The following is a 13,462-nucleotide window of genomic DNA, read 5'->3' on the forward strand; positions in this document are numbered from 1 at the left end:
GGTTAGAAACGGGAGAACGAAAGTGGATATCTCATCCTACGCGTCGAACATTCAGCCTTTTGCCTCTTCTAGTGGCACAGAACTTGCTTCGAAAAATACTAATAAAACAACACCGTCAGTTGATACCGATAAAGGCTCACCGCCGATAAAGGTCAATGAACTGAGAACGGCGGAAAGTGTGGCGTTTTCTAACCAGAAAACTTCCGAATTGATTCAGAAAATTGCGACCGAGCGTCATGACCTCAATCAGGCAGAACGTGAAAATATGGTCAAACGTCTTGATGAGTTTCTCACCTCAATGAATACGGGATTATCGTTTCGAAGAGATGAAGAATCAGGGCGCGACATCATTACTGTTTATGCAAAAGACAGCGGTGAGATCATTCGTCAATTTCCAGATCAAGAGCTTCTCGACGTACTAAAGCGTGTTGAAAAACATGGCGCACTCAGCATTGACATGTTGGTGTAGTCGCATCACTAAGATGCAATAGTATTAAATTCGAAGTGGTTTGGTGAATATGGGCCCGATAGGGATGTCTTCAGGCATGGATATCAATTCCATGGTGAGCAAAATAGTCGATGCTGAGCGGATTCCGAAACAGCAACGTCTCGACTATGAGCGTAGCAAAATTGATACCGGTATCAGTGCCTACGGACGACTCAAAGAGTCACTAGATACGATGAAAAATCTTATGGCAAGCTTTCGCCAGGAGAAGGCGTTTGCGCTGAGAAGCGTCAACACCTCCGAAGAAAGCGTTGTCACGGCAACAGCATCAACTGATGCTATTGCTGGCAAATACGCTGTCGATGTATTGCAGCTTGCTCAAAGCCATAAAATCGCTTCGGATGCTATTCCTGAAGATACGAAGTTTGGTCCAGGTAAGCTGCAAATTTCAATGGGTGATGACAGCTTTGATATTTCCCTTCGCAGTAATTCTCGTTTAACCGACGTAGTTCGTGCCATTAACGGCGCGAGTGACAATCTCGGTGTACGCGCATCTATCGTTAAAGACATCAACGGTCCTAGGCTTATTGTGGCGGCCAACCAATCAGGGGCTGAACATGCCTTGATAATTGATGTAGACGCTGAGCCCGGCAATGATCTCTATCGATTCGAATACAAAACTATTGAGCAGCGCGTTAAAGCGTTGGAGCAAGCTCAGGCTGATGCATTAGCTTTACTAGATGTTCCATCCTCTGAGGAAGATGAAGCTAAGAAAGCAGATGAGGTGAATGAAGCCACTGCTAATGAAGCTTTGGTAGAGGAAAACACCAAGGATGAACAAAGCGCAGAATCTGTCGCGCAAGAGGCAACATCTGGCCGCCCTGAAGACACTATTCCCGGTTGGACAGAAACTGCATCAGGAACCTTAATGGATTCCTATCAAGCGCCAGAGCCGGAGCTTGATCAAAAAGCATTAGAGAAATCGGGAATAGTCCCGGGTTGGAGTAATACAGCCTCGGGCACTTTGACCGACTCTTATGTAACGCCAAGTGAAGCACAAGCTCAGCTAGAGCAAGAATTGGCCGATGAAAAAGCGGCCATTGCCCAAGCTGTTGCTGACGGTGATATGACCGAAGCGGAGGCCAAGCAACTAGAGCGTGCCAAGCTATCACCTGAAGAACGTGAGCGTTTAGAAAAAGTAGAATCAGTTCAAGCTGAACTTGCCGAAGCACAGCGATCGCTGCAAATCTACAATGGCATGTCACAAGTCCAAGCAGCGCAAGATTCAAAGGTCATACTCGACGGTATTGCTGAGCTATCAAGTCACAATAATGTCATTGAAGGTGCCATTGAAGGCGTGGATTTAACGTTGAAAGGCACGACCAAGCAAGGGGAGCGTCCAGCTGAAATTGGTGTGGAATATGACCGCGCTAGTGTGCGTGCTGATATTGAACAATTTGTTGCCGCCTACAACCAGTTTTATCAAGTGTCCAAAGAGCTTTCTAGTGCAGACCCCACAACAGGGCAAACCGGCCCATTGGCAGGAGATAGTGTGGTTAGAAGTGCGGACTCGCGTTTGAAAAGTGTCTTTTCATCAGCGGTAGAAGGTGCCCCTGAAGGGTTAGAGACCTTAACTGAGTTTGGTGTCACTACGACGCGCCAAGGTAATCTCGAAATAAACTATCAAATGCTCGATAAGCAGTTGAATAATAACTTCAACAAGCTAGGGGAGTTTTTCGGCGGTAATAACGGATTTGCCAAACGCGTCGAAGATGCTATTCACAGTATGACTGGTGCTACCGGGACGATCCGTACTCGAGAGCAAAGCTTAGTTGAACAAAATTATCGACTGAATGACCAACAGGTCAATTTAGACCGCCGCATGGATAGCCTACAGAAACGAACTCACGACAAATTTGCCGCCATGCAAGACGCTACCGGAAAGATGCAGTCGCAATTAGCAGGCATGATGAGTGCGATGGGGGGATAAGCTGATGTCGAAAGTAGGGTCTACTAATTGAGCATATTCAATCAATTAGGTGATTTGGATCACCGTTTACAATCTGTTTTAGAAAATGATGAGTTGGATACTGAAGAAATTCACCTTCTGGTCGATAAAAGAGAACAGATAATCACGAAGTTAATAGCCGCTTGCCAAAGGAATCCGAACCTAAAGCAGAGTGATGAGTGGCTGCAAGTGGAACAGTCGACACGTCGAATTGCGACCCATATGCAAACCAAAACGGATCAATTGGGACTGGAACTTAGAAAGTACCGACATGGTAGAAAGTCCCTACAGCAGTACCAAAAATTTATTTGAGAGGATAGTGATGCGTGGTTCATTACAAGCATATAAGAAAGTATCTGTAGACAGCCAATTGAGTGCTGCGTCACCGCACAAAGTTATCCAGATGCTGATGGGTGGTGCGATAGAGCGACTGATTCAAGCTAAAGCCGCAATGGAGCAGGGCAATATTCCAGTGAAAGGTGAGCGTATCGGTAAAGCGTTAGATATTATCATTGCACTACGCAGTTGCCTGTCTATGGATGATGGTGGTGATATCGCTAAGAACCTTGATCAGCTTTACGAGTTTATGATTGGTCAAATCACGACAGCCAACCACGAAAACAACCCGAAACCGATTGATGATGTGATAGAGATCATACGAGAGATAAAATCTGCGTGGGATCAAATTCCTAGTGATTACCATAACTTAACAGCGCAAGAAGTCGGAATCTAAGCGGAATTAACCTCTTAAAGTCAACGTGACAAAGTTGCTAAATCAGAATAATGTCAATAGAATAGACGCCATTCCCAGCCTAATGGCGTTTTTTTATATCTAACCATTTGTTTTATATATTGCTTGTCAATGTTATAAGGCGTTTTTTGCTTTTGTTAACTCGGCGTGAAATTGACGGGTGACAAAAAATCGACGCCCTGTGGTTGGTTTTGATCAAGGCATAATTCCTGACTCATGCAAGGCTTAGCTAAACTTCTTGTTATTGCTGATGATCCGCAAATTCGCACTAATCTAAACACCATTTTGGAGTTTGTTGGTGAGCATTGTGTGGCGATTCCATCTACTGATATTAACCAAATAGATTGGTCCCAGACATGGTCGGGTTGCATCGTTGGCGCTTTGCAAAGCCCAAATCTTTCTCAAGTCTTGTTATCTCAGCTTTCGCTGTCGAATCATATCCCCTTGCTAGTGACTAGCGAATTTACCGGTGCGGTTGAGCCTTTATCCAACTTTGTCGGTGAATTGGAACTGCCTCTGAATTACCCACAACTCAGCGATGCGCTGCGTCATTGTCGAGAGTTTTTAGGTCGTAAGGGGGTTCAGGTTGCATCGAATCTTCGTAAAAATACACTATTTCGTAGTTTGGTTGGACAAAGCCCTGGTATCCAAGAAGTCCGTCATCTGATCGAGCAAGTCTCGGGTTCAGAGGCTAATGTACTTATTCTTGGAGAGTCAGGTACTGGTAAGGAAGTGGTTGCTCGTAACATCCATTACCACTCTGCTCGTCGCAGTGGTCCGTTTGTTCCAGTGAACTGTGGAGCGATTCCACCGGACTTATTGGAAAGTGAGCTTTTTGGTCACGAAAAAGGCGCGTTTACAGGGGCGATTACCTCTCGTAAAGGTCGCTTCGAGCTTGCCGATGGCGGGACCTTATTCCTCGACGAAATTGGTGACATGCCAATGCCGATGCAGGTTAAGTTACTTCGCGTGTTGCAAGAGCGCGTATTTGAGCGTGTCGGTGGAAGTTGCGTGATTAAAGCGAATGTCCGTATTGTTGCTGCGACCCACCGCAATCTCGAGAGCATGATCCAACAAGGTGATTTTCGTGAAGACTTGTTCTATCGCTTGAATGTTTTCCCGATTGAAATGCCAGCGCTTCGCGAGCGTAAAGAAGACATTCCTCTACTGTTGCAAGAGTTGCTCGCTCGAATGGAAGCAGAAGGGGGACAACCTATCTGTTTTGCCCCTCGCTCTGTTAATTCGTTAATGGAACATGATTGGCCGGGCAACGTTCGTGAACTTGCCAATCTTGTTGAGCGCATGGTGATTCTGTATCCAAACAGCTTGGTGGATGTGAATCACCTTCCTGTTAAGTATCGCTATAGTGATATCCCTGAATTCCAACCGGAAATGAATGCGTTTAAGACTATTGAAGAGCAAGAGCGCGATGCTTTGGACAGCATCTTCGCAGAAAACTTTAGCTTCGCAGAACCTGAACTGGATAATCACAATGCGCCTCAATCGTTGCCACCGGAAGGGGTCAACTTAAAAGAGATGTTGGCTGACCTTGAAGTGAATATGATCGGTCAAGCACTCGACGCGCAAGAGGGCATCGTGGCGCGTGCTGCGGATATGCTTGGGATGCGTCGTACCACACTGGTTGAAAAAATGCGCAAGTACAACTTACATCGTTAAGTTTCGCGCTTTTGATGTGATTTAAGTCACGCATAATTTATCATGACAATTTATTGACGCAGCTAACCTTCTGAAATATATAGATTTAAGTTCGGCATGCTTTTTGCATTTTCGGGCTTGAGTTTATTATTGGCTACGTATTTCTGCGAGTAGTATTGAGAAGGAACATCTCGTAAATGGATCAGACGACAACGGGCGTATCACCACAAAATGCGCAATCAAGCTCACACCTCGACTCCTTGGAATCGCAAGTTGAGCGATATCAGCAGGTCATAGAAGCGATGCCTGCGGGGGTCATTTTGTTGGATACACAAGGTGTGGTGAGAGAAGCCAATCCAGAAGCCCATCGCATACTCGATATTCCCCTTGTTGGACAAAAATGGTTTCACCTGATTCAAGTGGTGTTTGACCCCAAAGAAGATGATGGTCATGAGGTCTCTTTGCGCAATGGTCGCAAGGTTAGACTGGCCATTTCAGCCTCTTCAACTGGGCAGTTGATTCTTATTACTGACCTGACAGAAACACGCCTGCTGCAATCAAGAATCAGTGATTTACAGCGCTTATCATCGTTAGGAAGAATGGTCGCTTCACTTGCTCATCAGGTTCGTACCCCGTTATCAAGTGCCATGTTGTATGCCTCTAATCTTGGTGCACCTAGCCTTCCTCAGCCTACTCGAGAACGCTTTCAAATCAAATTAGTCGACAGACTTCATGATCTCGAGAAGCAGGTCAACGACATGCTGCTGTTTGCGAAAGGTGGCGATAATAAGGTGATAAAACCGTTTACTTTAAGGCAGCTGGTGGATGAGTATCAGCCAATGGTCGAGACGACGCTAAAAAGTAACAATATCGATTACTGCCTAGAAGTCGAACAAGAAGATGTGGCGTTACTTGGTAACGTCAACGCAATTGCTTCTGCTCTGAGTAACCTAGTGCTCAATGCGGTGCAGATTGCAGGCAAAGGCTCGCAAGTAGACGTATTTTTCCGTCCAGTTAATAACGAATTAAAAATCTCTGTTCAAGACAGCGGGCCTGGCGTACCTGCCGAACTGCAACAGAAAATAATGGAACCGTTTTTCACCACCCGTTCACAGGGCACAGGTCTTGGGCTTGCGGTCGTACAAATGGTTTGCCGTGCCCATGAAGGGCGGCTTGAATTGATATCAGAAGAAGATGATGGCGCGTGTTTTACCATGTGTTTGCCATTGGCAGCATCGTCTCAAAAAGTAACAAATGAAGGAATCAGCTGATGGCTCAAAGCAAAGTACTTATCGTAGAGGATGATGAAGGTCTTCGCGAAGCTCTCGTCGATACATTGGCACTGGCTGGCTATGAGTGGGTGGCAGCAGACTGCGCTGAAGATGCGCTAGTGAAACTCAAAACTCAACCGGTAGATATCGTCGTTACCGATGTGCAGATGGCGGGAATGGGGGGGTTAGCATTGCTGCGTAACATCAAACAACACTGGCCAAATCTACCAGTATTGTTAATGACCGCTTATGCCAACATTGAAGATGCTGTTGCTGCGATGAAAGAGGGCGCCATTGACTATATGGCAAAACCATTTGCGCCAGAAGTGTTGCTCAATATGGTTAGCCGCTATGCTCCAGTGAAATCAGAGGATAATGGCGATGCAGTTGTGGCCGATGCGAAGAGCATTCAACTGCTGGCTTTAGCTGAAAAAGTCGCGAAGACGGATGCTAGCGTTATGGTGCTGGGGCCGAGCGGTTCAGGCAAAGAGGTGATGTCTCGTTATATCCACAATAAATCACTACGTGCAGAGGGGCCTTTTGTGGCCATCAACTGTGCTGCTATTCCTGACAATATGCTGGAAGCGACCCTCTTTGGTTACGAGAAAGGGGCGTTTACTGGCGCTATTCAAGCATGTCCAGGTAAGTTTGAGCAGGCTCAGGGTGGCACTATCCTACTTGATGAAATCAGTGAGATGGACTTGAGTCTACAAGCTAAATTACTGCGTGTATTACAAGAACGTGAAGTGGAACGTTTGGGCAGTCGTAAAAGTATCGCACTGGATGTACGGGTATTGGCAACCAGCAATCGCGACCTTAAGCAGTATGTTCAGGAAGGCCACTTTCGTGAAGATCTGTATTATCGTTTGAATGTCTTTCCAATTGCTTGGCCTGCGTTGTGTGAACGTCCGGCAGACATCGCGCCCCTCGCTCGTCACCTAACCGAGCGTCACTGTAAAAAGCTGGGAATGCCAGTGCCTGAATTTGGTCAGTCTGCGTTAACCAAGTTGATGAGCTACCCTTGGCCGGGCAACGTTCGTGAACTCGATAATGTGGTTCAGCGCGCGTTGATCCTCTGTGACCAATCGGTTGTCTCTGCCGAGCATATTCTGTTAGAAGGTGTCGACTGGCAAGATGCGTCAAGCCTACAACACGTCTTGTCTAATTCAGAACCCGTTGCCCCTACTATTGCGCCAATCGCACAGGCTTCAAGTGAGCTTGCTGGCCGTACTGCTGCCTCAAGTGAAGGGCTTGGTGGTGAACTGCGTGATCAAGAGTTTTCTATCATTCTAGAAACGTTAAAAGAGTGCGAAGGTCGCCGCAAAGACATGGCAGAGAAGTTGGGTATTAGTCCAAGAACCTTGCGTTACAAGCTGGCGAAAATGCGTGATGCGGGCATAGAAATCCCAAGTTAACGAATCATCGAGCGGCGACTTTAACTATGGCATAATTTTTGCAATTTTTAGGTCAGAATCAAGATATTGTAAGGGCTATGTCAAAAGATTGACGGCGAATAATAAGCATGAGAGTAGACGGACTAAACAATGAAATGCAGGCGATGATGTTGGAAGCGGCCAACTCCAAGCCAGCAGCAAATGCCCATCAGGTTGGTGCTAACTTTGGCGACATGCTTTCACAAGCGGTGAACAATGTGAATGGTCTTCAAAAGTCATCTGGTGATCTGCAAATGCGTTTTGACCGAGGGGATGCGGACGTGTCTCTTTCGGATGTCATGATCGCTCGAAACAAGTCTAGTGTTGCTTTTGAAGCGACAATACAAGTGAGAAATAAGCTTGTTGAAGCCTATAAAGAACTCATGAACATGCCCGTTTAATCTAGGTAGTAAAAAGCAGTGGCTCAAGAAAATCATTCGACCGACGTAGCATTAATGGATAGTGGCTCAGATACCGCAATGGTAACCAGTTCAAGTATTGGCTCGGAAAGTCAAAATCCAGATATCAATGAGAAAAGCAGCTCTAAGTTTGACTTAGCGGTGGGCGATCTCGACCTTCTTAGACAAATCGTACTTGTCCTTTCTATCTCCATTTGTGTCGCGCTCATCGTGATGTTGTTTTTCTGGGTGAAAGAGCCAGAAATGCGTCCACTAGGGGTGTATGAAACAGAGGAATTGATCCCTGTTCTCGATTACCTTGACCAACAGAAAGTGCAATATAAGCTTGAAGGCAATGCGCTAAGCGTACCTGCGAGTGAATACAATAACCTTAAACTTGATATGGTGCGCGCTGGTATTAATCGCGCGTCTAATGCGGGTGACGATATCTTAATGCAAGATATGGGTTTTGGTGTCTCTCAACGTCTTGAACAAGAACGTCTTAAGCTAAGCCGCGAAAGACAACTAGGCAAAGCTATCGAGCAGATGAAGCAAGTGCGCACCGCTCGTGTACTTTTGGCACTGCCAAAACAAAGTGTTTTTGTTCGCCATAATCAAGAAGCATCCGCTTCAGTCTTTCTCACGCTAGCCACAGGCGCTGTATTAAGGCAGCAAGAAGTTGACTCCGTTGTGGATATGGTGGCGAGCGCCGTTCCGGGCATGAAACCATCACGTATTACCGTTACTGATCAGCACGGTCGCCTATTGAGTTCAGGCTCTCAAGATGCTGCTTCTATGGCGCGTCGAAAAGAGCAAGAACTAGAGCAAAATCAAGAACAAGCGTTACGTGAGAAAATTGATTCGGTATTGATTCCGATTCTTGGCTTAGGTAACTACACCGCTCAAGTTGATATTGAACTCGACTTTAGCGCCGTTGAGCAAACGCGCAAGCGCTTTGACCCGAATACGCCAGCAACTCGAAGTGAATATACCTTAGAAGACTACAACAACGGTAATGTTGTGGCTGGTGTGCCGGGTGCACTTAGTAACCAGCCGCCCGCTGATGCCTCTATTCCTACTGATGTCGCACAAATGAAAGATGGCTCGATCATGGGGCAAGGTTCAGTTCACAAAGAAGCGACACGTAACTTCGAACTCGATACCACGATTAGTCACGAGCGCAAACAAAGCGGTGTAGTAAATCGCCAGACCGTAGCGGTTGCAATAAAAAACCGTTCAAGCGTGAACCCAGATACTGCTGAGGTCACTTACCAGCCGCGTTCAGAGAGTGAACTGGCGGCAATTCGACAAGTACTTATCGGTGCTGTTGGTTTTAATGAAAACCGTGGTGATTTACTCAATGTTTTGAGTATGACGTTTGAAGAGCCTACGGCCGATCTATTACCGGATGTACCAATTTGGGAGCACCCTAATTTCAATGATTGGATTCGCTGGTTTGCGAGTGCCTTGGTGATCATCGTCGTGGTCTTTGTTCTAATTAGACCAGCAATGAAGAAGCTGCTTAACCCAGCAGCTCAGGAAGAAGACGACCAGCTTTATGGCCCGGATGGTCTGCCGCTTGGCGCCGACGGCGAAACTAGCTTGATTGGTACCGATATTGACGGCAGTGAGTTGTTCGAATTTAGTACCGGTATTGACCTACCAAACCTACACAAAGACGAAGATGTGCTTAAAGCAGTACGAGCTCTGGTGGCGAATGAGCCGGAACTCGCGGCACAAGTTGTTAAAAATTGGATGGCTGAAAACTAATGGCAAACGAGATCGTGGCAGCAAATGGCGGCCAACTTGCAGAAACCAGTGTCGACATTTCTAGCATTGGCGGAGATGAAAAAGCGGCTATTTTGCTGCTCAGTTTGAATGAATCCGATGCGGCCAGCATCATTCGTCATCTTGAACCTAAACAAGTTCAGCGTGTGGGTAGTGCGATGGCGAAAGCCAGCGATCTGAGCCAAGACAAAGTGGGGGCGGTTCACCGCGCCTTCTTAGAAGATATCCAGAAGTACACCAATATTGGTATGGGTAGCGAAGACTTCATGCGCAATACCTTGGTAGCTGCATTAGGTGAAGATAAAGCCAACAACCTTGTGGACCAAATCCTTCTGGGAACAGGCTCCAAAGGTTTGGATTCATTGAAATGGATGGATCCGCGTCAAGTTGCCAGCATCATTGTTAACGAACACCCACAAATTCAAACTATCGTACTTTCTTACTTGGAAGCTGATCAATCAGCAGAAATTCTTTCTCAGTTCCCTGAGAGAGTTCGTCTTGATTTGATGATGCGTATTGCGAACTTGGAAGAAGTTCAGCCGTCTGCCTTAGCAGAACTGAACGAAATTATGGAGAAGCAGTTCGCAGGCCAAGCAGGCGCTCAAGCCGCGAAGATTGGTGGTCTGAAGGCGGCGGCAGAGATCATGAACTACCTCGACAACAACGTCGAGGGCATTCTTATGGATCAAATCCGCGACCAAGACGAAGATATGGCTACTCAGATTCAAGATCTTATGTTTGTGTTCGAGAACCTTATCGAAGTGGACGACCAAGGTATTCAGAAGCTGCTTAGAGATGTACCACAAGATGTGCTGCAACGTGCGCTTAAAGGCGCGGATGAGGGGCTCAAAGAGAAAATTTTCAACAACATGTCAAAACGTGCTGCTGATATGATGCGTGAAGATATCGACGCGATGCCACCAGTGCGAGTTGCTGATGTTGAAACGGCGCAAAAAGAAATTCTCACGATTGCTAGACGAATGGCGGACAACGGTGAGCTGATGCTTTCTGGTGGCGCGGATGAGTTCCTATAACAACTGTTAACCTATTCATTTAGAAGAATAAAAGGGAAGGCTTGATGTCTGGAGATAGAAAACGTGGCTTTTTGCGTCCGTCAGAAGACAATACCATAGAGTCTGCTCATTCTTGGGGATTACCCGATTACACACCACAAACTCATCAACACGCCAAAGAAACGGCCCTGAATTACGATCCTAGTTGGGGGCCTATCGAAGAAGTAACGGCTGACGAAGAGCCGTTAATGCTTACCGAAGAACAGATTGAGCAAATCAAACAAGGTGCATACCAAGAAGGCTTATTTCAAGGTCAAGAAGCCGGCTTTCAACAAGGCTACGACAAAGGTAAGGAAGAGGGAACTCAAGCAGGGCATGCGGAAGGACTTGAGCTAGGCAAAGCAGAAGGGGTTGCCGCTGGCGAAGAGTATATCAAGCAGCAAGTTGACATCTTCATGGCGATGGCGAACCAATTTGCTCAACCGTTAGAGCTGATGAACACCCAAGTTGAAAAACAGCTGGTTGACATGGTGCTAGCGCTAACCAAAGAAGTAGTCCATGTTGAGGTCAAAACTAATCCGCAAGTCATTCTCGACACGGTGAAACAATCGGTTGAAGCCTTACCTATTGTTGGTCATGCCATCACACTCAAGCTTCATCCTGCTGACGTTGATATTATCCGTGCCGCCTATGGTGATGGAGAGCTTGATATCCGTAACTGGACATTGGTCATCGAACCATCATTGAATCGTGGTGATGTGTTTATTGAGGCAGGCGAGTCTAGTGTGAGCTACCAGCTTGAAGAGCGCATTAAAAGCGTATTACAAAGTTTTTGTGGAACCAATCGCCATCAGGGAGGCGAATGATGCAAGCTCTTGCCGAGCGTCTAGCCAATTACAAAGTGGAAGGGCACAAATCTCGCGCGATTGCCTCTGGAAAATTGGTTCGTGTGGTGGGCTTAACCCTCGAAGCTATTGGTTGCAAAGCGCCCATCGGTAGTGTGTGCAAAGTGGAAACCATGCATGGTGAAATGGATGCTGAAGTCGTAGGGTTTTCCGGAGAGCACTTATATCTGATGCCAAGTGAGCAGATCATCGGTGTTTTACCTGGCGCTCGAGTCACTCCAATAACTTCTGACGCTGGGCTTCCTGTCGGTATGGAATTACTTGGTCGGGTCATCGATGGTGTGGGCAACCCGCTTGATGGGCTCGGTGAGATTTATACTGACCAACGCGCATCATTTAATGCCCAGCCTATCAACCCGTTAGCGCGTAAACCCATTTCCGAACCACTCGATGTGGGGCTTAAAGCCATAAATGGCTTACTGACTGTCGGTAAAGGCCAGCGTATTGGTCTGTTTGCCGGTTCTGGCGTCGGAAAATCGGTCACTCTAGGTATGATGACCCGCGGGACGACCGCACAAGTGGTTGTAGTGGGGCTGATAGGTGAACGTGGACGAGAAGTAAAAGAATTTATTGAAGAGATTCTTGGCAGCTCTGATCGTGAGCGTTCAGTGGTCGTTGCTGCGCCAGCAGATGCGTCACCGCTTATGCGGCTTAAAGGCTGCCAAACCGCGTTAACCATTGCTGAATATTTTCGTGATCAAGGGCTGGATGTCTTACTCCTTATGGATTCATTGACTCGTTTTGCACAGGCCCAGCGTGAGATTGCGCTTTCAGTGGGAGAGCCACCGGCAACCAAAGGTTATCCGCCATCGGTATTTGCTAAGCTTCCCGCATTGGTTGAGCGAGCTGGTAACGGTGATGTAAATCAAGGCTCAATTACCGCATTTTTTACCGTTCTTACTGAAGGCGATGACTTGCAAGATCCTATCGCTGACGCGGCAAGGGCTATTTTAGATGGACACATCGTCCTTTCACGAGAAATGGCTGATGCAGGCCACTATCCGGCTATTGACATTGAGAAATCAGTGAGTCGAGTGATGCCACAAATTACTGATGACCAGCATGTGTTAATGTCGAAAGCGGTTAGACAAATATTGTCTGTTTGTCGTAAGAACCAAGATCTTGTGTCTATTGGCGCTTACAAGCCTGGAACTGATCCAGCGATTGATAGCGCATTTACGCTCAAGCCGAAACTGGATCAATACCTCCAACAAGGTATGCGCGACACCGTCCCATATGATATGTCCCTCAGCATGTTGAAACAGCTATTGCAGGTAAACTGAGTCAACAATGGATAATGCTCTTGATTTCCTACTAGAACAAGCCAAAGACAGTGAACAACAGGCGGTATTGGCACTGAATAAAGCACGTTCAGAGCTTGAAGACTATTACCGGCAAGTTAGGCAAATTGAACAATACCGCTTGGATTACTGTAATCAGCTTGTAGAGCGCGGTAAAGTCGGGCTAACTGCCAGTGAATATGGTCACTTAAATCGCTTTTTAACTCAGCTTGATGAAACGTTAACCAAGCAGAAGTCTGCGGAGAGTCACTTCAAACAACAGGTGGAAGATTGCCAAGACTACTGGCAAAACACGCGCAAACAACGCTGTTCTTATGAGTGGTTGATTGATAAGAAACACAGAGAAAGGCAGCAATTAGAACAAAAGATGGAACAAAAACAGATGGACGAGTTCTCTAATTTGCTTTTTGCTCGCCGTCGTTCTCAGCGTTAATCGTTGCTCATGTATTTGAATCGATATTCGGTATAAATTTTGCATTGTTCCATGCTATCA

13 protein-coding genes are annotated in these 13,462 nt (G+C 46.6%); all 13 read left to right on the forward strand.

Annotated features, from left to right (window positions below; genetic code table 11):
* Positions 1-22: 22 nt before the first annotated feature.
* The 13 genes from VTH8203_RS21455 (at position 23) to fliJ (ending at position 13,402) form a co-directional block, all read left to right on the forward strand.
* Positions 23-469: a flagellar protein FlaG gene (locus VTH8203_RS21455; RefSeq protein WP_096995481.1), complete on the forward strand. Its 447-nt coding sequence runs from the start codon at positions 23-25 to the stop codon at positions 467-469.
* A 43-nt stretch (positions 470-512) separates the two neighbouring features.
* Positions 513-2,435 carry a flagellar filament capping protein FliD gene (gene fliD / locus VTH8203_RS21460; RefSeq protein ID WP_096995482.1) on the forward strand — a complete coding sequence of 641 codons (1,923 nt, stop codon included), beginning with the start codon at positions 513-515 and terminating at the stop codon, positions 2,433-2,435.
* A 27-nt stretch (positions 2,436-2,462) separates the two neighbouring features.
* A complete protein-coding gene (gene fliT, locus VTH8203_RS21465; protein ID WP_006069956.1) occupies positions 2,463-2,765 on the forward strand; it encodes a flagellar protein FliT in 303 nt (100 codons plus the stop codon).
* Between the two features lie 10 nt (positions 2,766-2,775).
* Positions 2,776-3,186 (forward strand): flagellar export chaperone FliS, encoded by a 411-nt coding sequence (gene fliS, locus VTH8203_RS21470; protein ID WP_096995483.1) that lies wholly within the window; start codon positions 2,776-2,778, stop codon positions 3,184-3,186.
* 234 nt (positions 3,187-3,420) lie between these two features.
* Positions 3,421-4,881, forward strand: a complete 1,461-nt coding sequence (locus VTH8203_RS21475) for a sigma-54 dependent transcriptional regulator (RefSeq protein WP_096995484.1) — start codon at positions 3,421-3,423, stop codon at positions 4,879-4,881.
* A gap of 176 nt (positions 4,882-5,057) precedes the next feature.
* Positions 5,058-6,131 carry a sensor histidine kinase gene (locus tag VTH8203_RS21480; protein WP_096995485.1) on the forward strand — a complete coding sequence of 358 codons (1,074 nt, stop codon included), beginning with the start codon at positions 5,058-5,060 and terminating at the stop codon, positions 6,129-6,131.
* Entirely contained in the window at positions 6,131-7,546 is a 1,416-nt protein-coding gene (locus tag VTH8203_RS21485) for a sigma-54-dependent transcriptional regulator (protein ID WP_096995486.1), read from the forward strand. Before VTH8203_RS21480 ends, VTH8203_RS21485 begins: the two co-directional genes overlap by 1 nt.
* Before the next feature lie 107 nt (positions 7,547-7,653).
* A complete protein-coding gene (gene fliE, locus VTH8203_RS21490) occupies positions 7,654-7,965 on the forward strand; it encodes a flagellar hook-basal body complex protein FliE (RefSeq protein WP_096995487.1) in 312 nt (103 codons plus the stop codon).
* 54 nt (positions 7,966-8,019) lie between these two features.
* Positions 8,020-9,732 carry a flagellar basal-body MS-ring/collar protein FliF gene (gene fliF / locus VTH8203_RS21495; RefSeq protein ID WP_370739268.1) on the forward strand — a complete coding sequence of 571 codons (1,713 nt, stop codon included), beginning with the start codon at positions 8,020-8,022 and terminating at the stop codon, positions 9,730-9,732.
* A complete protein-coding gene (fliG, locus tag VTH8203_RS21500; RefSeq protein ID WP_096995489.1) occupies positions 9,732-10,784 on the forward strand; it encodes a flagellar motor switch protein FliG in 1,053 nt (350 codons plus the stop codon). Before fliF ends, fliG begins: the two co-directional genes overlap by 1 nt.
* A gap of 44 nt (positions 10,785-10,828) precedes the next feature.
* Complete coding sequence (fliH, locus tag VTH8203_RS21505) at positions 10,829-11,629, forward strand: flagellar assembly protein FliH (RefSeq protein ID WP_096995490.1); 801 nt, start codon at positions 10,829-10,831, stop codon at positions 11,627-11,629.
* Positions 11,629-12,951 (forward strand): flagellar protein export ATPase FliI, encoded by a 1,323-nt coding sequence (gene fliI / locus VTH8203_RS21510; RefSeq protein WP_096995491.1) that lies wholly within the window; start codon positions 11,629-11,631, stop codon positions 12,949-12,951. The genes fliH and fliI overlap by 1 nt, the downstream gene beginning before the upstream one ends.
* Positions 12,952-12,958: 7 nt before the next feature.
* Positions 12,959-13,402 carry a flagellar export protein FliJ gene (gene fliJ, locus VTH8203_RS21515; RefSeq protein WP_096995492.1) on the forward strand — a complete coding sequence of 148 codons (444 nt, stop codon included), beginning with the start codon at positions 12,959-12,961 and terminating at the stop codon, positions 13,400-13,402.
* The last annotated feature ends 60 nt before the right edge of the window (positions 13,403-13,462 follow it).

The organism is Vibrio thalassae (assembly GCF_900089835.1).
GTDB classification, from domain to species: Bacteria; Pseudomonadota; Gammaproteobacteria; order Enterobacterales; family Vibrionaceae; genus Vibrio; species Vibrio thalassae.

Bases quoted from the DNA above. Each gene is read 5' to 3' on its own strand.
- fliF (WP_370739268.1), top strand. From the start codon at position 8,020: ATGGATAGTGGCTCAGATACCGCAATGGTAACCAGTTCAAGTATTGGC.
- fliG (WP_096995489.1), top strand. From the start codon at position 9,732: ATGGCAAACGAGATCGTGGCAGCAAATGGCGGCCAACTTGCAGAAACC.
- VTH8203_RS21485 (WP_096995486.1), top strand. From the start codon at position 6,131: ATGGCTCAAAGCAAAGTACTTATCGTAGAGGATGATGAAGGTCTTCGC.
- fliE (WP_096995487.1), top strand. From the start codon at position 7,654: ATGAGAGTAGACGGACTAAACAATGAAATGCAGGCGATGATGTTGGAA.
- VTH8203_RS21475 (WP_096995484.1), top strand. From the start codon at position 3,421: ATGCAAGGCTTAGCTAAACTTCTTGTTATTGCTGATGATCCGCAAATT.
- fliJ (WP_096995492.1), top strand. From the start codon at position 12,959: ATGGATAATGCTCTTGATTTCCTACTAGAACAAGCCAAAGACAGTGAA.
- fliH (WP_096995490.1), top strand. From the start codon at position 10,829: ATGTCTGGAGATAGAAAACGTGGCTTTTTGCGTCCGTCAGAAGACAAT.
- fliI (WP_096995491.1), top strand. From the start codon at position 11,629: ATGCAAGCTCTTGCCGAGCGTCTAGCCAATTACAAAGTGGAAGGGCAC.
- VTH8203_RS21480 (WP_096995485.1), top strand. From the start codon at position 5,058: ATGGATCAGACGACAACGGGCGTATCACCACAAAATGCGCAATCAAGC.
- fliS (WP_096995483.1), top strand. From the start codon at position 2,776: ATGCGTGGTTCATTACAAGCATATAAGAAAGTATCTGTAGACAGCCAA.